Origin of the sequence: Vibrio sp. Y2-5 (genome assembly GCF_014596725.1) — a bacterium.
Classification (GTDB): domain Bacteria; phylum Pseudomonadota; class Gammaproteobacteria; order Enterobacterales; family Vibrionaceae; genus Vibrio.
In genome coordinates, this window is sequence record NZ_JACVEG010000001.1 from 369,145 (window position 1) to 394,852 (window position 25,708).

The window sequence follows — 25,708 nt, forward strand, 5'->3', positions numbered from 1 at the left end:
ATGTTTTCACGCAATCGTGTTATTTGGAATGAAGGCTTATTTATTAAGCCGCAACACTTCCAGCAACAACAAAGGTACACCGAATACTATATTGACGAACGAATGAGTTCTGTCAGCCGTTATTTATATGGTGTTTCAGAGTTTTCCTTAAATCCAGAATACCTATCGTTCGGTCGTATCGCTATTGAACGTGCTGTTGGCATCATGCCTGATGGAACCGCGTTCCGCATTCCTCAAGAAGACGCCGTACCTGATGCGCTAGAGATTGATGATGCATCTCTAGCTAATCAATTGGTGTACTTAGCGATTCCGTTACGTAGTGAGTCTTTGATGGAGGTTAACTGGCCAGAAGTTCAAGGTACGGGACGCTATGAAAACCGCCGTCTCGAAGTCCGTGACGTGCATACTGTACAAGGTGACATGACTACTATTGACGTGTCCCCTGTGCGGGTTCAGTTGATGCTAGAAAAAGAAGACCGCAGTGCTTACGCCTCGATGGCTATTGGTCGCATTTTAGAAAAACGTCCTGACGGGAGTGTGGTGATGGATGCAGATTTTATTCCGTGTCACCTTAACGTGGTCGGTAATTTGGCTCTGCACCGTTTTGTTAATGAAATTTCGGGTCTAATGCACGAACGTGCGAAGAATATTGCTCAGCGGATTAGTTCCCCGTCGCAAGGTGGCGTCGCAGATGTTTCCGATTTTATGTTACTTCAAGCTCTCAACCGTTTGCAGCCCCAACTCCAACATTTGGCGAAATTACGTAGCCTACATCCAGAGCGCTTGTTTGAGTGTTTATCGACGGTTGCTGGTGAGCTAGCGACCTTCACTGATGAAAGTCGCTTACCGCCCAAAATCCTCAGTTACAACCATGATATGCCGACGGAGTCTTTCTGGCCTTTGATTCGTAATTTACGTCAATCGCTGAGTGTTGTGCTTGAACCAAGAGCCGTTTCCATTCAGCTAGATAAGCGTAAATATGGCTTGATGGTCGCGCCAATTCAAGATCCGCAGTTGATGGAAAGTGCCGACTTCATTGTCGCTGTTAAGGCTCGTATGCCGATGGATGAGCTACGACGTCAATTTACTCAGCAAACGAAAGTTTCATCGGTTGAGAAAATTCGTGAACTTATTTCGCTTCAATTACCTGGTATCCCTTTGGTTGTATTACCTGTTGCCCCTCGTCAGCTTCCTTATCACGCAGGCTATACCTATTACCAATTGGATAAAACCAGCAGTGCCTGGAACATGCTTCAGCACTCTAGTGGTTTTGCTTTCCACGTTGCCGCGGCATTTCAAGAGCTGGATCTGCAATTCTGGGCGATTAGGAGTTAAGTATGGATATCAGTAAAAAAGAAAGCAAACTCAGTAGTTTGTTGTTTGATGGCGCCGAGAAGATAAATCATGACCAAGATTACTGGTTCCAATTGCGTGGTAGTTTGAATAATCCATTGATTGATGCTGCGACGCCATTGTTTGGTTTGGCATTGCGAGTTCGACAGTTGACAGAATGTGAAAACGTTGAAGTCATTTACCAGCAAGTGGTTGAAGAGATTAAAACCATTGAAATCGAGTTAACGGAGCTAGGTTATGAGCACGCAGTTCTAATGGCTTATCGTTATATTCTGTGTACGTTTTTGGATGAATCCGTGATGGGGACTTCATGGGGCGCCTCAACGGTTTGGGCGGAACATTCGATGTTATCACGCTTTCATAACGAAACTTGGGGTGGGGAGAAAGTGTTTACCATTCTTAAACGCCTTGAATCTGAACCCAAACAATACAAGTCGTTGCTCGAATTTATCTACCAATGTTTAGTTCTGGGTTTTGAAGGTAAATATCGCGTGATTGAATCAGGAAAGAGTGAACGCGAAAAAGTCATTAGCCAGTTGCACAAACTACTGAATCGAGATCATGAGGCGGATATCGTCCAGCTTACCAGTGCGACTGAGCATGTCGTGCGATCCAAATATCAATTAAGTAAGCAGCTACCTTTGTGGTCGATATTTGCTGGCTTTATCGTGATATCGATTAGCGTGTTTATTGGCTACAGCTATTTGCTGCATGTCAAAACCAGTGACGTAATTGAACAACTCAATCAAATTCTATAAATATAATTAAGGCTAGGTACTTGTCGTGATACGTATTGAACTACCAATTCTTATTGCCAAATTAAATCAACAAAGCAAACTTGCCCTAGAGCAGGCAGCTTCTCTGTGTATTGAACGTCAGCAAAGTGAAATTACTTTTGAACACTATCTTGAAGTGTTGTTAGACAATCCTCTTTCGGATGTTCGCGTTATTTTTAAGCAGTCAGATGTATCTATTGATGACATTAAACAAGCGATTGTGACTCTTTTTTCTCGCGAGCAAGCGCTTGATAGTTACCCGGTATTTTCACCGCTATTGGTAGAACTGCTTCAAGAAGCTTGGTTATTGTCGACCACTGAGCTGAATCAAAGTGAACTTCGTTCAGGGGCTATTCTATTGACGGCTCTAACCCGCGCTGATCGATACATGGACCACAAGTTGGTACGTATTGTCGATACCATCAATCGAGAGAGTTTGAAAAAGCATTTCGATATGATTCTCGCGCACTCGTCGGAAACTCAAATCGAGTTAGCTTCGCAAGGGGGAAAGGCGCTGGCAAAAGACGGCAGTGATTCGTCTATTTTGGATAAATATTGTACCAATGTTACCCAGCAGGCTCGTAAAAATGAACTTGACCCCGTTCTGTGCCGTGAGAACGAAATCAATCTCATGATTGATATCCTATGTCGACGACGTAAGAACAACCCTATTGTCGTCGGTGATGCAGGTGTCGGTAAAAGTGCCATGATTGAAGGTTTGGCGCTTCGTGTGGTTTCCGGCTCAGTGCCATTAAAATTGCAAGGCGTTGAACTTTATTCACTCGATTTAGGTCTGCTTCAAGCTGGCGCATCTGTGAAAGGTGAGTTTGAGAAACGCCTTAAGGGTGTGATAGATGCTATTAAACACTCACCCAAACCAATAATTCTGTTTATTGATGAAGCGCATACCTTGATTGGGGCTGGCAACCAAGAAGGCGGCGGAGATGCCGCTAATTTGCTAAAACCTGCTCTTGCTCGCGGTGAATTGAGCACCATTGCCGCTACAACTTGGAAAGAGTACAAAAAATACTTCGAGAAAGATCCGGCTTTAACGCGTCGTTTTCAACTTGTCAAATTGGAAGAGCCGAATGTTGAACAGGCCGTTGATATTCTGCGTGGATTGAATTCTGTGTATGAAAAAAATCATAACGTTCTGATCACCGATGACGCGTTGAAAGCGGCAGCCGAATTGTCGGTGCGCTACATATCGGGCAGACAACTACCTGATAAAGCGATAGATGTACTTGATACTGCTTGTGCTCGCATTGCGATTAACCTGACGGCACCACCCAAACGTATAGCGTTTATCGAAACGGCTTGTCACCAACGACAACTTGAAATTGATATGTTAGAGCGCGCCCAATTATTGGGTAAAGATGTTGATCGTGAACGCCTTGAAGAGCTGACAGAGCAAGAAGCGAAAGATGAGCAAGAGAGAGATAGATTGACCGCTCAGTGGCAGCAGCAAAAATTGCTGGTTGAAGACATTATAGATCTAAGAGCGTCACTTACTTCGGCTCAACAAGAGACACTTTCTTCCGAGCAGCGTGAGCAAGCGCTGGCTACTATTCGTGAAAAATATCAGCAGCTAGAAACTATACCGCATTCTGAACGTTTGATTCACCCCCAAGTGGATGCTCAGCAAGTTGCGGAGGTGATAGCAGATTGGACGGGTGTACCCGTTGATCAAATGAACAGTGATGAGCTGCATAAGATCACTCATCTAACGAGCATTTTAAGTCAGTCAATTAAGGGACAGGGGGTTGCGATTGAACGGATTCATAAGCACCTTCTGACCGCTCGCGCAGACTTACGTCGGCCTGGTCGTCCAAAAGGCGCTTTTTTGCTTGTAGGACCAAGTGGTGTAGGTAAAACAGAAACCGTGGTTCAACTTGCTAATCACCTATATGGCGGCAAACAATTCCTGACCACGATCAATATGTCTGAGTATCAAGAAAAACATACAGTATCGCGTTTGATTGGCTCGCCTCCGGGTTATGTTGGCTACGGCGAAGGCGGCATATTGACGGAAGCTATTCGTAAGATGCCATATTCAGTGGTTTTGCTTGATGAAGTAGAAAAAGCACATCCAGAAGTATTGAATCTCTTTTATCAAGCGTTTGATAAGGGGGAGATTGCGGATGGTGAAGGCCGAGTCATAGATTGTCAGAATATTGTGTTTTTCTTAACTTCAAATTTAGGCTTCGAAACGATAGTCGATTACGCCGATCGAGTTGAACAATTGGATGATGCTCTCTATCCACAGTTGGCTGCTTTCTTCAAACCCGCGCTACTGGCAAGGATGGAAATTGTTCCTTATATGCCACTGAATCCAGAAGTGCTTGAGTCTATCGTCCGTTTCAAGCTTTCACGTCTAGAAACACTATTCCATGAGCGTTACGCCGCTGAAGTTGTAATTGACGATTCCTTAATTGATGAAATTTTGTCTCGTGCGACTCGTTCTGAAAATGGTGCACGTATGTTGGAAGCGATTATTGATGGTCAATTACTTCCCCCTATTTCCTTGTCGTTATTGAACAAACTTTCTGAACAGCAGCCAGTGATTCGTATCTATCTGGCGGCACAAGACGGAGAGTTTATTGGAGAGGTTGAGTAGTGATGTCTAACTGGTTAGAGCGAATCACAGATCTTATTGGAATCAAGATCAAGAGTGAATTGATAGATCGGTTTGTAGAAATTATTGTTGCTGAGTTGAGCCTGTCTAATTGCATGGTGCTCATGCCTAACGCCGAGGGACGTCGTCTTATTCCTTATAATGGGAAGAATAACTTTTCGTGGCAGGTAGATGACCTCAACCATCCATTTAGTCATGTTTTGCAGAGTTCATTACCAATGACGCTCTCTTCGGATGAGTTGCTGTTTTGGCAATCTGACCGTGCGTTTAATGAGTTAGTTGCTGGTGTTGGTATGTTTGAAAGCGTTTGTATTTATCCTCTGCCGATTAACTCGAAACAAGTACAGTTAATATTATTCATGTTGGGCGACGAGCGCGCAGTAAGTCGAGCTTTTTCAAGTCAGGTATGTATTAAGTTTGTTGATGTATTTACTAAACAATGGCACTTGCTTGAGAAAATGGAACGTGAACAGCGGGATATCAAGGTGTTGTCTGAATCTCTCAGCGACATTCAGCGAGATACAAAGCAACGAGATATGGCGGATAAACTTTCTCTATCCTTGATAGGAAAAAGTAGTGCTATGCAAAAGCTTCGCCAACAAATTGTTAGTGCGGCAGAGTCAAAATTGTCGGTGATGGTTCAAGGTGACACAGGAACAGGTAAAGAGTTAGTTGCTCAGGCTATTCATCAACTATCCAATTGTAATGCAGAGCCATTGGTTGCTATTAATTGCGCCGCCATTCCGGAAAACCTGCTTGAAAGTGAGTTATTTGGATACTGTAAAGGGGCATTTTCTGGTGCAGAATCTGATCGTAAAGGCCTGATTGCTCAAGCGAATGGTGGAACTCTATTTCTTGACGAAATAGGTGATATGCCACTTTCTTTACAGGCAAAGCTGCTGCGCGTTTTAGAAACCAAGCAATTTCGCCCTATTGGGGGAAAGCAGGAATTGAGCTCTGATTTTCGTTTGGTTTCGGCCACTCATGTCAACTTGCTTGATCAAGTACGTAAAAATCAGTTTCGTCAGGATTTATATTACCGCCTGTTTCAATATCCTCTAACACTGCCGCGTTTGTCTGAACGTCTTGAAGATATCGCTCAATTAAGCCAGCACTTTGTTAGTGAGTTCAATCGACAGCATGGTACTCAAATACGCGGTTTACATTATCGTGCTTTGGATTGTTTAAAGCAGTACACCTTCCCTGGCAATGTCCGTGAGTTAAAGCATTTAGTGGAATTTGGTTGCGCCCAATGCCGCAATGAATCTGAAATCGATGAAAGCTGTTTTACGAATCGCATTGCTTGTTTGAATCTTGAGCGTGAAAGTGCCGAGCCTGTAATTCAGCAAAGAGCTGTATCTACGTTGATGAGTGAGCATTCTCCTGCTCTGTCACAAGGAAATCTATCGACCATCAATGATTTGAAACAAGCGGTTAATGAATATGAAGAGCAGATTATTCGTGAACGCTTGGAGCTATTTTCAGGTGATCGTAGTAAGGCGGCGGTGAGTTTAGGTATCCCAAAGCGCACTTTCGCCTATAAATGTCGGAAGCTGGAAATCAAATTGTTATGAATACTTCAACTTACATACTGACCGTATTGATGAGCGGAATACTGTTCAGCATTCAGACTATGGCGAATGATTCTGTAGTGTCACAGCTGGATCGTGCGCAGCAGTGCACTTTAATCCTTGAGCGCTTAGAGCGGCTAAGTTGCTTTGATCAAGTGATGGGCACGCCAACCCTACTGCCGTCTTCAACGATGAATGATGATAAACCTCAAGCGTGGTATACCGCGTTTTCTACGGCTCTGAAAGCTCAACCAATTAATGTCATTGAGCAAGGCGACAAAGAGAATGGCGATGCGTGGCTGACGCTATCCGTGCCGCAAACGCAAGAGCAGCTATCACCAGTGTTGATGATGAGTTGTATCAATAATATTAGCCGTATTGAATTAGCGCTACCCGTTCCGTTGGAAGATGCGCGCATTAAAGTCTCAGTCGCTTATGGCCCTAAACAATATTGGCGCAGCGATGATGTTGGAGTGCTGTTCTCTTCAGCAAGAGGGTTACCTGCGATTTCAATGATGAAAGCGATGACGAAAAACTCTCGGTTAATTCTGCGCTCAAACTCTCCCCAGATTGATGGCTTACAATTTGACGCTGGGCAGTTAAGTAAAGCTTTAGTCCCATTACGGCAACGGTGTGGATGGTAACGATGGATATTACTCAATATCGAGCGAGTATCGTTCGCCCAATTTGTACTGCGTCACCAACAGGTGAACGACTGTTAGATGAGCCGTTGTTTGATTTTATTGAAGATCAAATGATGAAGGTCGGCTCGCTATCTCATGCGGCTGTGCAGTGGCAGGAGGTCGAGCATAGCGTTGTCACTTTGTTGAATGAAAAAAGTAAAGATATCAAGCTACTGGTTTATCTTTTGCAGTGCTTACATCATCAATTGACTCCCAAACGCTTGATCACTTCTTTTGGCGTTATGAGTGATTTTATTGCGCACTATTGGCAAGACAGTTTTCCCGCACCAGGTAAGCGCGGCAATCTTCCTAGACGAAAGTTTTTCAGCCAAATCTGTCAACGCTTTGCACTGGCGGTTAATAAGTTTGATTTCTCGGTGCTCGATAGCCAAGACAGAGATGAACTGCAGCAAGTGGTGCAAGAGTGGCAGGCCGTGATAGAGGCGAATGAACTATTATCTGATGTCGCAGAGTCGGTCGCGATGACGACTTTTAGTCAACTTAAGAAAGCACAAGAGCGTGAGAAAGTGGCGCAAGCTGCTGATCAAAAGCCAGCCAAGTCGGCCAGTACATCTCCAAGTCCGGCATCTTCTTTAGCGATCGATAACTCGAGTGACAAAGCTGCGAAACAAACATTGCTAAAAGTCGCTGAATATTTGTCGGAACAAGAGTCCTCTGGCGCGTTAGCTATTCGTGTGCGACGTCATGCGTTATGGGGAGCGATTGCCACGCTTCCTGATCACGACCATTTAGGCCAAACCTTACTAAGAGGAATGCAAATCGAGCGAGTCAAAGAATATCAAGATCAGATGCATTCCCCTGATCTGGCGTTGTGGCGGCGCGTTGAACATAGCTTAACTATCTCACCTTATTGGTTTGAAGGTCAGTTAATGAGTCATGATATCGCTAAGGCATTAGGTCAAGATGGATGGTGTAAAGCTATTATAGAAGAAAATCAATCATTTATTGAACGTTTTCCCACAGTGCTAGATCTTAAGTTTAAAGGAGGATCGCCATTTGTCACTGATGCGGTTCGAGAGTGGTTAACGGCTTATCAAAGCTTTGATGCTACCGCATCCAATTCGGGGTGTTGGCAGGATCAACGCGAAGAAGCGTTCACTTTGGCTAAAGAAGGGGGCATCGCCGTGGCGATGTCAATGCTCAATGATGGTTTAGTGGCAGCAACAGAGCCTCGCGATCGTTTTTACTGGCGCTTATTGAGTGCTGATCTACTTAAACACAATCACCTAGATGCTATGGCTAAAGAACAATATCAAACTTTAAAACAAGAAATTATACAGACGAGCGTTACCGAATGGGAGCCGTCACTCATTGAGCAACTAGAACGAAACACCGCGTCAGATTAAGCTAAGGGACTATCCATGTGGAAAAGTATCATTGGGATCGTTAAAAAATGTAAGCCGGGTATAGCAGCAGCGCTTCCAATTCTGTTGTTTACACTCTTTATTTTATTAAATGTCGCTATTTGGTGGGCCGGTCCTTGGTTAGAGATTCAAGGCAATAAACCATTAGAGACTGTATTTGCTCGAGGTTTAGCGAGCGCGTTGTTTATTCTTTTTTCCTTATCTGCTTGGGGGCTTTTGCAATCGCGCAGACTGCGAGGTTTTAAAAATCAACAAAAGCACGAAGAGCAATTAAGGCAAGACCCTATACAGGTATATGAAATACGCCAAGAAGCAGAACTTAACGGCGTAATGAAGGAGATGAAACAAAGTCTCAACACTCGTAATTATCTTTATGCGTTACCTTGGTATTTAGTGCTTGGCTTGGAAAATGCGGGTAAAACGAGTTTGATTAACCGTTCTGGGCAGAATTTTGCTTTATCTTCCGTCATGCGCGCTTCTGGCCAAAAGAGTGAAAATCCATATTCATTTGATTGGTGGATTGGTAATGAATCAGTACTCATTGATCCTGATGGTGAATTGTTGACTCAAGGTAATCGCAGCGAAGACGATGATAGTGAACTTGAGCGCCGTTTGTGGCTTCACTTTGTTAACTGGTTAGAAAAAACCCGCAGTCGCAGGCCGCTAAATGGTGTGGTTCTCGCATTAGACGTGTCACATTTGGCAACTTCTACGGTGACTGAACGTAAAGCTTACGCCAATTTATTGCGTGCGCGTATTCGTGAACTAATGGAAACGCTGGCTACCCGTTTACCCGTGTACATTACTTTAACTAAGCTTGATCTTCTCTACGGTTTTGAACCTTTCTTTAAGCATTATTCGAAAGCGCAACGTGATGAGGTACTAGGCTTTACCTTTTCACTTGAGTCGGTCGATAACCTCGATCATTGGTTGGAAGAGTTTTCTCGTGATTACAGTCAATTTGTTTTAAGCATTAATGAGCTCTTTCCTCACGCTGTCGCTGAATCCATCGAACAGGAGGAGCGTGATGCTATTTATAGCTTTACGCGTCAAATGTCGGGTTTACAAAGTATCTTGAAACAGTTCTTCCAAGATGCACTTTCTAGTGATCAGTTTTCAACATCAGCACTGGTCCGTGGCGCATACTTTACGTCTGTTTATCAACAAGGTGTGCCGTGTAATGCTTTTGGTGATTCAGCTTCACGCCGGTATGGTCTATCTCATGCGGTTAACAAAGCTCAAAATGCCAAAAATTCAACGGTTTATTTTACTCAGCAGCTATTTAGTAACATTATTTACCCTGAAGCAGGACTTGCATCGGACAATTTCCGCGTTGCAAAACATAAACGCCGTTTAATGGGATTGTCATTTACCGCTTGTTTGGTTGCATCAGTACTGCTGTTGGGAGCTTGGCATCGTAACTACATCATTAACGTCAATCATTCTGACGCGGTGTTAGCGAAGGTAAATGAATATAAAGCTAAGTACCCCTCAAACCTAGAATTGGCATCGCAAAAGGATATATTGGGACCGCTGAACAAAATCCGTCAAGCGACGTTGGAGTTTGGCTTCTTTCGCGATAAACCACACTACATCTCGGATTTAGGTCTCTATCAAGGTCATACCATTGGGCCAATGGTCGAAAATACATACTTAAATTTGCTAGAGAGCCGCTTTTTACCGTTGTTGATGGCCGATGTTGTCGTAGCACTTGAGAAAGCTAAAACTGAAGAAGAAAAACTGGCTGTTCTGCGAGTTTATAGAATGATGGTTGATAAAAGTGGTCGTTATAAGGATTATGTTCTTGATTACTTTGGTAAGTATTGGCAAAGCGCGTATGCAGGACAAAAGCAAGTTCAAGGCGAATTGCTTGACCACTTAGATTATGCCATGCGACATACTGATTTGGCTGGAGATAGAGCGGTAGGTGATCAGTTCGCAGAGCGTGCAATGAAACCGTATGATCAAACGATTGCTCGTGTTCAAGCTGAACTTAGCAGTATGCCAAACGATCAGCGTGTTTATCGAAATTTAAAACTGAATGCGCAAACGGTGCTTGGGCCTTCTATTAGCATTCGTAATTTAGTCGGGCCCATCTTTGATATCGTATTCGAAGAACGAGTGTCTAACAAAAACTTATCTATGTATATCCCGCAAATGCTGACGAAGGAAGGTTTTGAGAACTATTTTATGCCACGTTCTGAGTCGGTTTCTGAGCTTGCTCTTATCGACAGTTGGGTGCTCGGTCAGTCAAAAACGGCACAGTTCAGTGAAGCAGACAAACAAGTGTTGCGAGAGAAAATACGTAATCTCTATGTTGCCGATTATGTGAATACTTGGCGCACGGCGTTGAATGAAATCGATATGAAATATTTTAGCGATATCAATGAAGGAGTGATGGTTTTAGAGAATTTAACTGGGCACGTTGAGCCACTCCAGAGATTGCTAAGAACGCTAGAGAACAACACGCAAGTCATCTCTGGACTAAACCCAGATAGTGAAGCAGGTGAAGAACTATTAAAAAGTGCTAAGTACAAGGTGGCTTCTAACATTCAGTCTCCTTTTGCTGAACTGAATTTGATGCTTAGACCAGTCGGTGATCAACCAGCATATATCAATGAAGTTTTGTCTTCTGTTGATGAATTGAAAAATTACCTGAAGTCAATTCAAGAATCACCTGATGTAGGAATGGCAGCATTGGATGCGACCAAAGCGCGTGTCAAATTAGTGAGTGCCGATCCTATTTACACTCTAAAGCGTATTTCGTCTGGTTTGCCAAGACCACTTGATAGCATGATCGCCAAGCTTGCTGATGAAAGTTGGTACGTGGTCAAGCAAGAAGCAATTAAACATTTGGAAGTTCGCTGGTATGAGGATGTTTACCAGCCTTACTACACCAAGTTAGCGAGTCGTTATCCGTTCAATGCGGAATCGGGAAAAGATGTAGCATTGGAGGATTTTGAATCCTTCTTTGCACCAAAAGGAACACTGGACAATTTCTATAATAATCAGTTGAAAGTCTTTATCGAAGAGAACATTGCGGTTGATGAATACGATACTGCACAGTCGCTTATTCGTCCTGAAGTTTTGGCACAAATTGAGCAGGCACAGAGAATTCGCCAGGCTTTTTTCAATCGTAAAGGGATTCTAGATGTAAACTTTTCTGTTGAGCCATTGCAATTGAGCGGCAACAAGCGCAGAAGTGTTCTCAACGTTGATGGACAGTATCTGACTTATAGTCATGGCACTCGCGAAGGGGTCGAGCTGATTTGGCCAAACACACTGCGTAATTCTGCGGTATCGAAAGTCACATTAGTGCCAACTAAATCGAATTTGTCTCCGAGAAGCATCAACATGAAAGGTCCTTGGGCATTTTTCAGATTACTGGACAAAGGTAATGTTATGTCAGCGAGTAAAACTTCGGTTGATTACCGATTTGTCGTTGATGGTGGAGATATGGTGTACCGACTCAATGCGGAATCTGATGCCAATCCATTCACGGAACGATTGTTTAAGTCGTTTAAGTTATCTAAGACTCTTTACTAAAACATGTTAAGGAGTGAGGTGGCTCGCTCCTTTCTTACCGGGACGCAGTATCTATGTCCAATACAGTTTTACTGGATCAAGTGGTTTACCATATAACGTCTGATTCAGACGCAATCAGACATCTAGATAGTTACCAAAAGGTGAGGGATGAAATTAATAGTCGTTTTAATCCTTTATCTGGAGGTACCAATTGGCAAGAGGTTTATCGCTGGAGTGAGCAATTAGCCCAAGGGGCTGGTGTTGATTTACTGATGAGTAGTTATCTCACAATTGCTAAGCTTAAAATCGAAGGTCTTTCCGGCTACGCAAATGGATTAGAGCTATTGATGCATTGTTTGAGTTTGCTACCTAAGCCGGATTCCAAGTCAGCCAAAATGCGCAAGGAAGTCTTGGATTGGGTTAATAGTAAGGCGATTATTGAGCTAAATAAGATGAAACCAGCTCAAGAACAGCTACGTGACCTTTATCGTAGTGAGAGGATATGTGGAACAATTCATCACTGGATGTCTATCCAACAGCCTGACATTAGTGTCGATTTTGAAGGGGTGGGTTTTGCACTCTTTGAGCATATTGATAAGATTGAAACTCGCTATTACACGGCGTTAAAACGCCAAGACAAGCAACTTAATGAAAATGCAGATCGTGTTTCGCGTAAACGCCATTACTATACTTTAGCTACAACATGTCTGGTTACCGCAGCCTTAAGTCTTACTGGTTTATGGCTTTACTATCATCCGAACTTGTGGAACAAATATCCGTTCAAGCAATCGCTTGAAGTTCCCGTTCTGACGACAAATAATCTTGATAGTTACGTTGCAAATACCCCACCGAATAGAATAGCTTCGGTTCAATCTGAAATGGTGTCTATGTATCAGTCTTCTATTGAAGAGAAAATACAAACATCGATTGAGCAACCGTACTTGAAGGCGATAGAGCAGCGTGATGTTTTACAGAGGCTCTATGCTGGAAATGAGCAAGTTAATCAGATCAGTCAGGTTCTTTACCAAGATCAGAAACTAGCTCTTGAACAGACGGATCAGTTCGTAGCCAAATTTAGTGAAATTCGAACGAAGATGGCCAATATTGCATTGTTAGCCAAGAAGCGTCGTTGGTCTCAGATATCAGACGAAACGAAATCTTTAGAGCAGTTTGCTGTCAGTTTATCGCCAATCTACGGTCGTGTTGGCTATATTGAAAGCTTGATAGAAGATCAACACTATCAACATGCACAAGAAGAGTTAGCAGAACTAAAATGGCGTCTGAACAATCTTAGTTGGAAGGTGGCGGCTTTAGATACCGAACTATCTACGTTACAGGACTAAGCTTAACGTCCTATTAGGTATTCCTAATAGGACGTTATCATTATTTCGTAGAGCAATTTGCCTGTTCCCATAGCGCATCGTAGTAATAGTATTGGGTTGAATTCCATGATTGAGCCAGAGTATTAGCATCGGTCAGTAACTCAGGCGAAAGAACACTGGACAATGTGTTGAGGTTTTCATCTATCTTTTTATAAAGACGACTGAAACGTGCGGTGCCAGCATTTTCAAGGTAGTTAAGGTAATAGGCGTACGCTTTGGCTAAATCTTGTGGCACAAAGTTGTATCTTTCGCTATTACCTTGATAAATGAGCCCCAAGCTTGCAACCGAAGGTAAATCTCCAAGTTCTGCATTTATCTCACGCCAGTATAAAGCTTGATCAAACTTTCCTTCTTGTTCGAGTATTGTGATGACGTGCCTAATAGCAGGGATAACCCCCTTTTTTGCTTCGGTTAAATATATTGCCTTGGCTTCTTCTATAGGTAGCTGCCCTGCGTAAGCTAAATATGCATTTGGCAGTTCAAGTTTCACTGCTTGTTGCAATTCATAATCTGACAACGCTTTGTGCTCGATGCTGTTGTGATACTGCGATAGTCTAAAATACGCTTGCGCTGGTTTTTCAGCACCTAAGTTTATCAATTGGTTGTAGTAGTGCTGCTGCCATTGTAAGCGTTCTTGTCTCGTTAACCACTCGCCCTTTTCATAGAGAAACCTCATTGACTCTAAGTGGCCTTGGTTAGCAACATTCTCTAGTTTTTTTTTGCTCTGCTCAGGAAAATTTTTCGGCTGTGTTTGAAAGGCAAGTAGTCTTGCGTTTAGATAGGCCGCATCTTGATTTCCTTGATCGGCAGCGTAGGTGAGCCATTCTTCGGCTTCAGTGAACTTATATTGTGCGTAAAGCAAACAACCTTTGTGGAAAGCATCATCCACTGAACCTTGGTTAAAAGGCTCATTATTTTTCGCCTGTAGATAAAAAGGCGTAAATACGCACCATAAAGAGAGCGGGATGAGGATTTTACTCACATTAAACGTCCTAGTTATTCTATTTATAATAGCTAAAGCAAAAAGCATTCCAGTTTAGAGTTCGTGTGTTTATGCGCTTCATACACACGTTTTTGGTATTCGAGCAATAAGTTGCCCGGCTTGGGCAACTTATTGCTCGATTTAGGCAACTTATTGCTCGATCCAATGAGGGATTAATTGGCAGCCCTTTATTCTTCAACACTTAGTGATTGGCATAGATATTGTTATATCGCTATTGTCATCCACATAAATGAAGGAATTTGTAATGCCAACTCCATGTTATATCTCTATTGACGGTGAAACTCAGGGTCTTATCACTGCAGGTGCATGTACCGCTGACTCTATCGGTGATTCATTTGTCGAAGGTCACGAAGACGAAATGCTGGTTCAAAAGTTTGACCACATTGTGACGGTTCCTACTGATCCACAATCAGGTCAGCCTTCTGGTCAACGTGTCCACAAACCATTTCAGTTCACGGTTTCTCTAAACAAAGCTGTGCCACTTTTATACAACGCACTTTCATCGGGAGAGAAGATGAAGACGGTTGAACTAAAATGGTATCGCACTTCTATCGAAGGTAAACAAGAGAACTTCTTCACCACTAAGCTGGAAAACGCATCTATCATAGATATTCGTTGTGAAATGCCACACTGCCAAGATCCATCAATGTCAGACTTTACTCAAAACCTAACAGTGTCAATGTCTTACCGTAAGATTACTTGGGACCATGTTAACGCAGGTACGTCAGGTGCTGACGACTGGCGTAAACCTATCGAAGCATAATTCAGCTTCATTTTCTGTGGCTCATCTACGGGTGAGCCCCTGAAAGTCTTAATGACAAATTATTCTCTAGGTGATGATTTGTCGTTAAGGTTTTTCGGTTGACGTAAAAAGGAGGGGAATCGTGGCAACATTGAAGTTCACCATGTACTCCTTATTTTTCATTTATCGATAGCCGAGTTGTGCTATCCGTTAGGAGGTATTATGCCACAAGCAGCAAGGGTGGGTGATATCGGCTCAGAGCATGATTGCTTTCCGCCGACACCTATTACGTCAGGAAGCTCTACGGTGATGATTAATTATCTGCCAGCGGTTCGGCAAGGCGATCCACTACAAGCCCATGGTTGTCCTTGTGACAAAACGCCTCATGGTAATCACCCTAGAAGTGTGGCAGGCGGTTCATCTGGTGTTTTTATTGATGGTAAACCAGCGGCTCGTTTAGGTGATGCAATTGATTGTGGCGGTACAATCGCCACGGCTTCATCTGATGTCATGATTGGATAGTGCAATGATGAAGAGTGCTGTTATCGATGTGTTGTGTCTTTTTGTATATGTTCATTGACAGGGTGTTTCATTCGCGTCGCATTAAGTCAAAAAGGTTTGATATCGAGCTAGTAAAATAATATGAGCATATGCTTCTAAGGTTGATTCCCAACCTTAGAATGCAAATAGTCAAAATGATAGTTTTGAGCAAGGTAATTAAAAAAGCTATCTCTTAACTTTCGTGAAGACTTAGCCAGTCAAAGCTTTCCCTTTACGTAACTTTCTTACCCACATTCTGCTTGGATGAAGCGTTTCAAGCACATCGTTAGGTAGAGGCATCGGGTCACCATTCATTTGCGAAGCAAGCAGTTCTGCCATTAGTGGCGCCGAACTCAAACCGCGAGAGCCTAATCCAATCAATGCGTACAACTGAGGATATTGGGCTATATCAGAAGCGTCGCTCTCGCTCATCCCGTTTAGTTTGGAATATTGTTCTGCTATTGCTTCAAAGTTCCCCAAGTTACCTACAAACGGAAGATGATCCCGACTTACGCAGCGAATGCCTTGGCGAGATTGGTTTTCGCTCACATCGACACTGTTTGGCCATGATTGCTGAGGTAAGCAGTTTTTTAGACGCTGAGCATTTTCAACTTGTGCCTGCGGGTCGAACTCGTGATCTAAATGGGAACGGTCGTAACTGGCACCAATACAGTGGTGCTGATTGTTTGGGTTACATGGCGTCATATAACCGTCGTAGCAGAGCACGGTTTTCAACTGCTGCAATTCGCTGTTGGTTGGAATATGGCTCACTTGGCCTTTTACTTTTCCAAGAGGGACAAATTGTGTCTGAGTCAGGCTATCAAACAGATGCCCAGTGGCGATAACAACCGCTTGGTGGTGAAGTTTTTTCTCTCCACAGGTCAGTTGCCACTGTTTATCTTCTTCTTGCCAGTCGAGCGAATCAATATGGTGCTGGTAGTAAACCTTTAGCCTAGCTTGTTGCTCTAACTCAGCAATTAAACCTTGAGTTAACTGAGCTGGGGACAGCCAGCCCCCCATAGGGTAGGAGATACTCTCAACATCTACTGGCAAACCCACTGTTTGGTTGGTCTGTTCAATATTATTCTTGAATACCAACTCTGGCGAAAAATCCGCTTTCAACATGGTGTGCAGTTTTTTGCTCGATTTGTCATCCCACATTAGCTGAGTCACGCCACTCCAGTCATGGTCAAACGAAACGGTCTTTGCTGCTTGGTCGATAAATTGGCGAGCAAATAAAAAGGCCGGAGCAAACACACGTGATACGCCAGAGTGTTCACCATTAAGCAGTGGATAAACAGCACCTTGACGATTGCCTGACGCGCCTTTCGCAGGGGCTTCATCTTTACAATAGATGGAAACGTTAATGCCTCTAGCCGTAAGCGTCTTCGCAAGCGTTGCACTGGCAATACCACCACCAATAATGGCAACGTTATGCAAATCTTCTGTTGCTTCGACATTAAACCAAGGCTTAATGTTGCTGTACGCCACTTTCTCTTTGAGCTTGCCAGCAATCATTTCTCGTTTAGTACCGAAGCCTTTGACTTTCTTCATATCAAAGCCAGCTTCAATTAATCCTCTACGCACGAAACCCGCTGCCGTGAAAGTTGCACAGGTACAGTCTTGCTTGGCCAGTTTTGCCATACCATCGAACAGATCTTGGTTCCACATTTCAGGGTTTTTGCTTGGTGCGAAGCCATCCAAAAACCAGGCATCAACAATACCTTGCTTTAGGGTTGGCACTTTTGGCATGCAGTCTTTAATGTCACCAAACCACAAATCGAGCGTAATAGCGCCGTTAGCTAAGATGATACGGTGACATTCCGGAACGGCAATCGGATAGAATTCATGGAGTTGTTGGGCGTATTCAGCCAGTTCAGGCCAAGATTCATGCGCTTTAATTAAGTCAGCCTTACTAAGCGGGAACTTCTCAAAACTGATGAAATGTAATGATTGTAGTATCGCTTCGGGGTTTTGCTGTCTAAACTTCTCAAACCAATGCCAAACTGCGAGGAAGTTTAATCCAGTACCAAATCCAGTTTCGGCAATAACAAAACGCTTTTGGTCATAATCTTGCCATCTTTGAGGAAGATTATTTTGAGTTAGAAACACATAGCGAGTTTCTTCCAGTCCATTGACGTTTGAAAAATAAACATCATCGAACTGGTCTGAAACCGGCGTTCCGGCATCATTCCAGCCAAGCTGTGCGTTAGTTATGGATGTCATAGTAGGAAAATTCTTTCAAATTCGGCGAAATATTGTCGAGATTGTACGGATTTATGGGAAAGCTGACCACTTTTGAAGTCCATCTTCGTTATCATTTAACGAATTATTGAATAATAGGAATGTCACATGAAACGAGTCGTAATCACCGGTATGGGTATTGTTTCAAGTATCGGTAACAACGTCGAAGAAGTTTTATCGTCTCTTAAAGCTGGCAAATCAGGCATCACAGGCTCTGAGCAATTTAAAGAGCAAGGTCTTCGCTCTCAGGTTTGGGGTAACTTGAAGATGAACCCTGCTGACCATATTGATCGCAAACAAATGCGCTTTATGGGTGATGCGGCGGCATTTGCTTACCTATCAATGGAACAAGCAATCGCTGATGCGGGCCTTGCTCCTGAACACGTTTCTAATGATCGTACAGGTATTGTTGCAGGTTCTGGTGGTGCATCATCACTGAACCAAGTGATCGCTGTCGATACTCTTCGTGAGAAAGGCGTTAAGCGTATTGGTCCATACATGGTACCGCGCACAATGTCTTCAACAGTTTCTGCATGTTTGGCAACGCCATTCAAAATCCGTGGTGTGAACTACTCCATCAGTTCTGCATGTGCAACTTCAGCACACTGTATTGGTCACGCAATGGAGCTTATCCAACTGGGTAAACAAGACATCGTATTTGCAGGTGGTGGTGAAGAGCTGGATTGGTCATTGACTATGATGTTCGATGCAATGGGCGCACTATCAACAAAATACAATGATTCACCAGACAAAGCGTCTCGTACTTATGATGCTGGCCGTGACGGTTTCGTTATCTCTGGTGGCGGCGGTATGGTTGTTATCGAAGAACTTGAGCACGCACTTGCTCGTGGCGCGAAAATCTACGGTGAGATCATCGGCTACGGTGCGACCTCTGACGGCTACGACATGGTTGCACCATCAGGTGAAGGTGCTGTGCGTTGTATGAAGATGGCAATGCAAGGCATCGACAAAGTGGATTACGTGAACACTCACGGTACTTCAACTCCTGTTGGTGACGTGAAAGAACTTGGTGCTATCCAAGAAGTATTCGGCGGCAACAGCCCAGCAATTTCTGCAACGAAAGCAATGACAGGTCATGCTCTAGGTGCAGCGGGTGTACACGAAGCGATTTACTCAACTCTAATGCTACACCACGGCTTCATCGCGCCAAGCATTAACATCGAGAACCTAGACGAAGCTGCAGATGGTCTGGATATCGTGTCTGAAATGCGTGAGCAAGAGCTGACAACAGTTATGTCAAACAGCTTTGGATTCGGTGGTACTAACGCCACTCTAGTAATTAAGAAGTACGAAGCTTAAGAGACCAAGGATACCGTAAGGTAATACCAATTGGAGTAATGACTTACTTAGATTGGTATTTTGGTTTCCAGAACCGATCAGCTTGACTGATCAAACAGACGCTGACTTTGTCCCATGGAGAGCGGGACGAGATCCTTTTGTTCTGGATATTGCCCAGTGGCTATCATTGCCACTGGGTATTTTTATTTTAGGGCTTAAGCCTATTATCCTCGACACCTCCCGCTCTTTTTTGCACAATGCCAGCTATAGAAGGGAAACAAGCCCCTATGGTTCAAATCAGGGTTAAATTCTGCAATGAAAATCTTAATCGATGAAAATATGCCTTACGCTGAAGAATTATTCAGCCAATTGGGCGAAGTGATTCTTAAACCCGGTCGTACTCTAACTGCTGACGATTTAGTCGATGTAGATGCGCTAATGATTCGCTCAGTAACCAAAGTAGATGAAGCGTTATTGAGCAAGGCTAATAAACTACGATTTGTCGGAACGGCAACTGCTGGTATGGACCATGTTGATCAAGCGTTACTTGAGAAACGTGATATTTTCTTTACCGCTGCTCCGGGTTGTAACAAGGTTGGCGTTGCTGAATATGTAGTCAGTGTTCTGATGGTTTTGTCACAGCAACATGGTTTTTCTATTTTTGAAAAGACAGTCGGTATTGTTGGGGCTGGGCAAGTAGGTACTTACCTATCTGAATGTTTAACAGGTATGGGAATTAACGTTCTTCTGAACGATCCACCGAAGCAGGCAGAAGGAGACTCTCGCGAGTTTACTCCTCTCGATGAGTTATTAAGTAAAGCAGATGTCATCACTCTGCATACTCCGATAACCACTGACGGTGAATGGCCGACCCATCATCTGATTAACGAACAAGTACTTGAAAACCTGAGAGACGATCAAATTCTGATTAACGCTGCTCGTGGCCCAATCGTCGATAACGCAGCTCTGAAAGCTCGTCTACAAAAACAAGACGGTTTTATCGCAGCTCTAGACGTGTTTGAGTTTGAACCACAAGTGGATATGGAGCTGTTGCCCCTGCTTGCGTTTGCTACACCACACGTAGCAGGCTACGGTTTAGAAGGTAAAGCTCGTGGTACCACAATGATCTTCAATAGTTATTGTGAGTACATCGAATCAAGTGCTTGGGCTAATCCTTCAGCTTTACTGCCAATCGCACCTATTCCTAAAGTTATACTGGAACGTGCTTGGGACGAAGCAACATTATTTAATTTGATTCAACTCGTCTACGATGTAAGAAAAGACGATGCGCAGTTCCGTCGTGAAATTAGTCAACCGGGTGCATTTGACTTAATGCGTAAGAATTATTGGGACAGACGCGAGTATAGCGCGATCACACTTGTCGGTGATGAGCTGTCCAACTTAGCACCGCTAGAGAAATTAGGTTTTAGAATTGAGGTAACCAATGAGCCAGCAATTTAATGTAGCAATCTTCGGCGCGACAGGCGCAGTCGGTGAAACAATGTTAGAAGTTCTCAAGGAGCGTAAGTTTCCTGTTGATGAACTGTTCTTGTTGGCGAGTGAGCGTAGCGAAGGCAAAACTTACCGTTTTAACGGTAAAACGATTGAGGTTCAGAATGTAGAAAACTTCGATTGGTCCCAAGCACATATCGCGCTGTTCTCGGCAGGTGGTGATCTATCTGAAAAATGGGCACCAATTGCTGCAGATGCTGGTGTAGTGGTTATCGATAATACCTCACAATTCCGTTACGACTACGATGTACCTCTGGTTGTGCCTGAGGTTAACCCAGAAGCGATTGCAGAGTTCCGCAACCGCAATATCATTGCTAACCCTAACTGTTCAACCATTCAAATGTTGGTGGCGTTAAAACCAATTTATGACGCGGTGGGCATCGAACGTATTAACGTATCGACTTACCAGTCTGTATCGGGTGCGGGTAAGTCTGGTATCGATGAGCTAGCAGGGCAAACTGCGAAACTGTTGAATGGTCTGCCAGCTGAGAACAATGCATTCAGCCAGCAAATTGCGTTTAACTGTATTCCTCAAATCGATGTATTTATGGATAACGGTTACACCAAAGAAGAGATGAAGATGGTGTGGGAAACTCAAAAAATATTCAACGATCCTTCAATCATGGTTAACCCGACTTGTGTTCGTGTACCTGTCTTTTATGGTCATGCGGAAGCGGTTCATATTGAAACCAGTTCGCCAATTGATGCAAGCCAAGTAATTGAGCTTTTGCAGCAAACTGAAGGTGTTCGAGTATTTGAAGGGAATGATTTCCCAACTCAAGTCCGTGATGCTGGTGGTATTGACGAAGTATTGGTTGGTCGCATTCGCAACGATATCAGCCACCACAGCGGTATTAACCTATGGGTAGTCGCTGATAACGTACGTAAAGGTGCGGCAACCAACGCAGTGCAAATTGCAGAAGTATTGGTTCGCGATTACTTCTAAGCGTTGAACTCTGGAAAAATAAGAAAGGGAGTGTGTAAACACTCCCTTTTTTCTATATAAAAAAACCGAGTGCATTAATCACTCGGTTTCTTCAATTAGAGGTACTGACAAACGTAATTATTTTTTCGATTTATGTGCGTCTGGATTATCTTTACACGTACCGTCACCACATTTACCGTACAAGTATAAACTGTGGTTGGTTAATTGAACGTTGTATTGCTGGGCAATCTCTCTTTGACGTTGTTCAATCACTTCATCAGAAAATTCAATGACTTCACCACAATCTAAACAAACAAGGTGGTCGTGATGGTGCTGAGTTGATAATTCAAATACTGACTTGCCGCCTTCAAAATGATGTCGAGTCACTATACCTGCATCATCAAATTGATTTAGAACTCGGTAAACAGTCGCAAGACCGATCTCTTCGCCAAGATCAATCAGCTTCTTGTAGAGCTCTTCAGCACTAATATGTTGGCACTCAGGCTGTTGTAAAACTTCTAAAATCTTTAGCCTTGGTAGGGTTACCTTAAGACCAGCATCTTTTAGCGCTTGGTTATTGTCTGACATATATCTTCCCGTTGATGATCTGCAGTAACTAACAGAATTCAATGTTGCCCAGCATTATAGGTTACTCGCACTGAACAATAAACCACGAAGTTCAGAGGGTTACTAGTGTTTTCTCTTAAAGTCGTGCTATGTCACTGATATAAGTGATTAGACCAGTTACAATTATTTAACATTAATTCTGTTTTTTATGGCGCCATAAGCGAATCCATTTGCGGGTGCAGGCGCAAAGCAATCTAGAGTCTAAGGCACGGATAGCATGAATAAAATACTCTCGAAGCTATATAAACCTAATATTGTGAAGTATGCATTGAATAGTTGGCCTCCTTTTTGGGGGGCGGGTATAAAAATAGAGTCGATTAGCACGGATTTTCGCGAAGCAAAAATGCGCTTGAAATTACGCTGGTGGAACAAAAATGCTAACCGAAGCCAATATGGTGGCAGCATTTTTTCTCTCACTGACCCCGTTTATTCGTTGATGTTAATGGGTATTCTTGGTGAGCAGTATTACGTGTGGGATAAAGAGGCGAGCATTAACTTTATTAAACCGGGACATTCCGATCTGTTTGCAGAATTTAGGATTACTGATGAGCAGTTAAATTCAATTTTAAAAATGACTGCGACAGGAGATAAGTGTTTTCCTGAATTCATCATTCATGTAAAGAATGCTCGAGGCGAAGTAGTTTCAGAAGTGCACCGAAAACTCTATGTTCGTAAGAAACCGAAGTATCGCTCCGAAGAAGATGAAGAGGTATGTACTGAGTCGGCTAATTAGAGCCGACTGTCGTTAAATATTCGCGACATAAATCCAACCATGCTTTTGCTGTTCGGGACACATATCTCTCCGAATGCCAAATCGCACCTAACTTCCAGTCAATACTTGGGATCATCGTCCTTACTATGATGCCTTCACCTTGGATTCGATGACATAAGGGCTCTGGCAAAAAAGCGACTCCAACACCACTTTTGACCAGAGCGACTAGAAAGTCCCACTGGCTGCTTCGGGCTGCAATGATTGGAACGATACTTTCACTCACACATGCCTGATCAATGTAATCGCTGAGTGTGAAGTCTTCGGTATAGAGGTAGAAAGGTTCTCCTTTTATATCTTGCCAATGGATATTAGTCATGTCACTCCAAGGTTTACAGTCAGGCAATACTACGCAGATAGGATAGGTATCTAGGGGTAAAGCGTTAAGCTCCAACGTGGGATTGAGAGAAAGCATAGTGACGGCAACATCCAGCTCGCCACTAGAGACCGCTTGTTCTATTTTCCTTCCGCCGTATTCTACTATGGTCATTTCTACTTCTGGATAGCGCAGACGGTACTGGCGAATCAACCCTGCGTAAACGTGACCAACCATTGGCGGAATACCTAAACGAAGATGCCCTCGTTTTAGTTCATTCAGGTCGATCAACTCGGCGTCGAGCTGAGACATTTGAGCCAGAATTTCTTGAGCCCGTTGATATACAATTTCGCCAGCATCAGTAAGAGAGAAAAGTCGTCCTTGTCGGTGTAATAATGGTTGATCGACTTCCTCTTCCAAGCTTCGAATCATTTTGCTGATGGTTGGCTGAGTAACAAACAGTTTCTCTGAAGCCCGAGTAAAACTTTTTTCATTAACGAGCTCTACAAAGTATCTCAGTGCTTTTATGTCCATGATTACAATCCGATGATTTTAACTATTCCATAATGGCATAAATTTTATAATAAAAAGTCATTTTATGAAGGTTTTACCTCTTCATATACTGAGAACAGTTATTTTGCGGTAAAGGAATATTGGATGAAAAAGTTAAGCGATGCCTTGTTCACTTTTCTTCAAATCTTTGCGTTAGCGTTGGTTTGGTTAGTCTCTGACTATCTAGTGAAAGCGTTTCATTTTCCGATACCAGCCAATTTGACTGGGCTAGTTTTACTGCTTGGTCTGATTTTTAGCAAAGTCGTCAATGTTGAATGGCTAAGAAAAGGGGCGACTTGGTTGCTGGCAGAAATGCTGTTGTTTTTTGTACCTGCGGTTGTTGCGGTGGTTAATTATCAAGATTTATTAAAGCAAGAAGGAATGAGAATTATGGCTGTGCTACTTGTAAGCACTGTGCTAGTCATTGCTTCAACGGCCTGGGTGGTGGAAAAGTTATATCGTTTTGAACTGAAAAGAGCTCGTCAAAAAAGTAATATTAACACCGTGGCAAAAAGCTTATGAGTAATTCGTTATTGGGCATTTTATGCCTGCTGTTAACCGTTGTTTTCTATTACGGCAGTAAATGGCTTTATCAGAGAAAGCGTACTATTTTGTTGACGCCTCTTTTATTGGCACCTTTATTATTGGTCGTGGTTGTTCTCGGTTTTCACATTCCCTATCAAGACTACATGACCGATTCGCACTGGCTACTGTGGATGCTTGGGCCTGCAACTGTCGCATTTGCTATCCCGATTTATGACAATCGAAGGTTGATTCAACACCATTGGCTTTCTTTATCGGTTGGTGTGTTGGTGTCTGTTTTTGTGGCAGTAGGCTCAACCGTGTTGCTCGCTCGCTGGCTTAATCTTTCTGAATTGCTGCAACGGAGCCTAGCAATGCGTTCTGTGACTACGCCCTTTGCAGTAGAAGCATCAAAGTCGATTGGTGGTCAAAGCGATCTGACGGCATTGTTTGTTGTAATAACAGGTTTGCTTGGTATGGCGATGGGAGAATTGATATTAACCGTATGTGCTATTCGTTCTAGGATGGGAAAAGGCGCGAGTTTAGGTGCTTCTGCACATGGTGCAGGAACGGCAAAAGCGTATCAAATGGGCTCCTCTGAAGGTGTTGTTTCCAGTGTCGCGATGATGATTGCTGGAATGGTAACGGTATTGCTTGCCCCCTTAATAGGCCAGTTACTTTGGTAGAATTGAGGCCATTGGTTAAACCGGAAGAATAAAAAAGCCCCCGCATGTGCAGAGGCTATTTATTAATCGCTAAGGGAATAACTTAGTCTTCAAGTTCTGCAAGACACATCTCTTCGTAAACTTGTTGTACCCACTTAGTGACGCGCTCTTCTGTCAATTCAGGTTGGCGGTCTTCATCGATACATAAGCCTACAAAGTGTTTTTCATCTACAAGTGCTTTAGATGCTTCAAACTCGTAGCCTTCTGTAGACCAGTTACCTACGATAGTTGCACCTTTCGCTTCAACGATGTCACGTACTGTACCCATCGCGTCACAGAAGTATTCTGCGTAATCTTCTTGGTCACCACAGCCGAAAATCGCTACCAGTTTAGTAGAGAAGTCGATCGCTTCTAATTCTGGGAAAAAATCATCCCAGTCGCATTGAGCTTCACCGTAGTACCACGTAGGAATACCTAGAAGTAAAAGATCGAAGTTATCGATGTCCTCTTTGCTGCTTTTCGCAATATCTTGAACATGAACCAGATTTTTACCGAGTTGTTTTTGAATCATCTTTGCAATCGCTTCGGTGTTACCTGTATCGCTACCAAAGAAGATACCTACACTTGCCATAGAGCCTTTACCTTTAAATTGTTATGGGTTGCGGGGAAATCGATGGGCTGG

Annotated in this window: 21 protein-coding genes; 16 read left to right on the forward strand and 5 right to left on the reverse strand. The window is 43.3% G+C overall.

Features of this window, described 5'->3' with window-relative positions; genetic code table 11:
• The 8 genes from tssK to HUO09_RS01825 are packed head-to-tail and all read left to right on the forward strand — an operon-like array spanning position 1 to position 13,271.
• Complete coding sequence (gene tssK / locus HUO09_RS01790) at positions 1-1,335, forward strand: type VI secretion system baseplate subunit TssK (RefSeq protein ID WP_167412743.1); 1,335 nt, start codon at positions 1-3, stop codon at positions 1,333-1,335.
• 2 nt (positions 1,336-1,337) lie between these two features.
• Complete coding sequence (gene icmH / locus HUO09_RS01795) at positions 1,338-2,111, forward strand: type IVB secretion system protein IcmH/DotU (protein WP_167412742.1); 774 nt, start codon at positions 1,338-1,340, stop codon at positions 2,109-2,111.
• A gap of 25 nt (positions 2,112-2,136) precedes the next feature.
• Complete coding sequence (tssH, locus tag HUO09_RS01800; RefSeq protein WP_188232791.1) at positions 2,137-4,746, forward strand: type VI secretion system ATPase TssH; 2,610 nt, start codon at positions 2,137-2,139, stop codon at positions 4,744-4,746.
• A 2-nt stretch (positions 4,747-4,748) separates the two neighbouring features.
• On the forward strand, positions 4,749-6,338 hold the full coding sequence (locus HUO09_RS01805; protein ID WP_188232792.1) for a sigma-54-dependent Fis family transcriptional regulator: 1,590 nt from the start codon (positions 4,749-4,751) through the stop codon (positions 6,336-6,338).
• A complete protein-coding gene (vasI, locus tag HUO09_RS01810) occupies positions 6,335-6,979 on the forward strand; it encodes a type VI secretion system-associated protein VasI (RefSeq protein ID WP_188232793.1) in 645 nt (214 codons plus the stop codon). Before HUO09_RS01805 ends, vasI begins: the two co-directional genes overlap by 4 nt.
• Before the next feature lie 2 nt (positions 6,980-6,981).
• Positions 6,982-8,385: a type VI secretion system protein TssA gene (tssA, locus tag HUO09_RS01815; RefSeq protein WP_167412738.1), complete on the forward strand. Its 1,404-nt coding sequence runs from the start codon at positions 6,982-6,984 to the stop codon at positions 8,383-8,385.
• Positions 8,386-8,445: 60 nt separating this feature from the next.
• Positions 8,446-11,949 carry a type VI secretion system membrane subunit TssM gene (gene tssM / locus HUO09_RS01820; RefSeq protein WP_188233178.1) on the forward strand — a complete coding sequence of 1,168 codons (3,504 nt, stop codon included), beginning with the start codon at positions 8,446-8,448 and terminating at the stop codon, positions 11,947-11,949.
• Positions 11,950-12,002: 53 nt separating this feature from the next.
• A complete protein-coding gene (locus tag HUO09_RS01825; RefSeq protein WP_188232794.1) occupies positions 12,003-13,271 on the forward strand; it encodes a type VI secretion system ImpA family N-terminal domain-containing protein in 1,269 nt (422 codons plus the stop codon).
• A gap of 40 nt (positions 13,272-13,311) precedes the next feature.
• On the opposite strand, the gene HUO09_RS01830 is transcribed toward HUO09_RS01825, so the two are convergent.
• Positions 13,312-14,292 (reverse strand): sel1 repeat family protein, encoded by a 981-nt coding sequence (locus HUO09_RS01830; RefSeq protein ID WP_188232795.1) that lies wholly within the window; start codon positions 14,290-14,292, stop codon positions 13,312-13,314.
• Positions 14,293-14,557: 265 nt separating this feature from the next.
• Here HUO09_RS01830 and HUO09_RS01835 point away from each other — a divergent pair, with 265 nt between their 5' ends.
• On the forward strand, positions 14,558-15,076 hold the full coding sequence (locus HUO09_RS01835) for an Hcp family type VI secretion system effector (protein WP_167412734.1): 519 nt from the start codon (positions 14,558-14,560) through the stop codon (positions 15,074-15,076).
• Between the two features lie 201 nt (positions 15,077-15,277).
• The gene (locus HUO09_RS01840) at positions 15,278-15,577 is read left to right on the forward strand and encodes a type VI secretion system PAAR protein (RefSeq protein ID WP_167412733.1); all 300 of its coding nucleotides are present in this window, start codon (positions 15,278-15,280) and stop codon (positions 15,575-15,577) included.
• Between the two features lie 228 nt (positions 15,578-15,805).
• Here HUO09_RS01840 and mnmC read toward each other — a convergent pair whose 3' ends face one another.
• On the reverse strand, positions 15,806-17,821 hold the full coding sequence (gene mnmC / locus HUO09_RS01845) for a bifunctional tRNA (5-methylaminomethyl-2-thiouridine)(34)-methyltransferase MnmD/FAD-dependent 5-carboxymethylaminomethyl-2-thiouridine(34) oxidoreductase MnmC (RefSeq protein WP_188232796.1): 2,016 nt from the start codon (positions 17,819-17,821) through the stop codon (positions 15,806-15,808).
• Between the two features lie 126 nt (positions 17,822-17,947).
• Here mnmC and fabB point away from each other — a divergent pair, with 126 nt between their 5' ends.
• The 3 genes from fabB to HUO09_RS01860 all read left to right on the forward strand — a co-directional run bounded on the left by fabB (position 17,948) and on the right by HUO09_RS01860 (position 21,596).
• A complete protein-coding gene (gene fabB / locus HUO09_RS01850; protein WP_188232797.1) occupies positions 17,948-19,159 on the forward strand; it encodes a beta-ketoacyl-ACP synthase I in 1,212 nt (403 codons plus the stop codon).
• A gap of 294 nt (positions 19,160-19,453) precedes the next feature.
• Positions 19,454-20,599: a 4-phosphoerythronate dehydrogenase gene (locus HUO09_RS01855; protein ID WP_167412946.1), complete on the forward strand. Its 1,146-nt coding sequence runs from the start codon at positions 19,454-19,456 to the stop codon at positions 20,597-20,599.
• Complete coding sequence (locus HUO09_RS01860; protein WP_167412945.1) at positions 20,583-21,596, forward strand: aspartate-semialdehyde dehydrogenase; 1,014 nt, start codon at positions 20,583-20,585, stop codon at positions 21,594-21,596. The genes HUO09_RS01855 and HUO09_RS01860 overlap by 17 nt, the downstream gene beginning before the upstream one ends.
• Before the next feature lie 117 nt (positions 21,597-21,713).
• Here the strand turns inward: HUO09_RS01860 and fcrX are convergent, their stop codons facing one another.
• Positions 21,714-22,163, reverse strand: coding sequence for a ferric iron uptake transcriptional regulator FcrX (fcrX, locus tag HUO09_RS01865; protein ID WP_167412944.1), 450 nt, complete (start codon positions 22,161-22,163; stop codon positions 21,714-21,716).
• Positions 22,164-22,419: 256 nt separating this feature from the next.
• Here fcrX and HUO09_RS01870 point away from each other — a divergent pair, with 256 nt between their 5' ends.
• Positions 22,420-22,935, forward strand: coding sequence for a DUF4442 domain-containing protein (locus tag HUO09_RS01870; protein ID WP_167412943.1), 516 nt, complete (start codon positions 22,420-22,422; stop codon positions 22,933-22,935).
• Here HUO09_RS01870 and HUO09_RS01875 read toward each other — a convergent pair.
• A complete protein-coding gene (locus HUO09_RS01875) occupies positions 22,928-23,821 on the reverse strand; it encodes a LysR family transcriptional regulator (protein WP_188232798.1) in 894 nt (297 codons plus the stop codon). The two genes, HUO09_RS01870 and HUO09_RS01875, sit on opposite strands and share 8 nt — an antisense overlap.
• 123 nt (positions 23,822-23,944) lie before the next feature.
• On the opposite strand from HUO09_RS01875, the gene HUO09_RS01880 reads away from it, so the two are divergent.
• Both HUO09_RS01880 and HUO09_RS01885 read left to right on the forward strand, forming a co-directional pair.
• Positions 23,945-24,361, forward strand: a complete 417-nt coding sequence (locus HUO09_RS01880) for a CidA/LrgA family protein (RefSeq protein ID WP_167412941.1) — start codon at positions 23,945-23,947, stop codon at positions 24,359-24,361.
• Positions 24,358-25,047: an LrgB family protein gene (locus HUO09_RS01885; protein WP_188232799.1), complete on the forward strand. Its 690-nt coding sequence runs from the start codon at positions 24,358-24,360 to the stop codon at positions 25,045-25,047. Before HUO09_RS01880 ends, HUO09_RS01885 begins: the two co-directional genes overlap by 4 nt.
• Positions 25,048-25,129: 82 nt before the next feature.
• Here the strand turns inward: HUO09_RS01885 and fldA are convergent, their stop codons facing one another.
• Positions 25,130-25,657 (reverse strand): flavodoxin FldA, encoded by a 528-nt coding sequence (gene fldA / locus HUO09_RS01890; RefSeq protein WP_188232800.1) that lies wholly within the window; start codon positions 25,655-25,657, stop codon positions 25,130-25,132.
• Positions 25,658-25,708 lie beyond the last annotated feature (51 nt).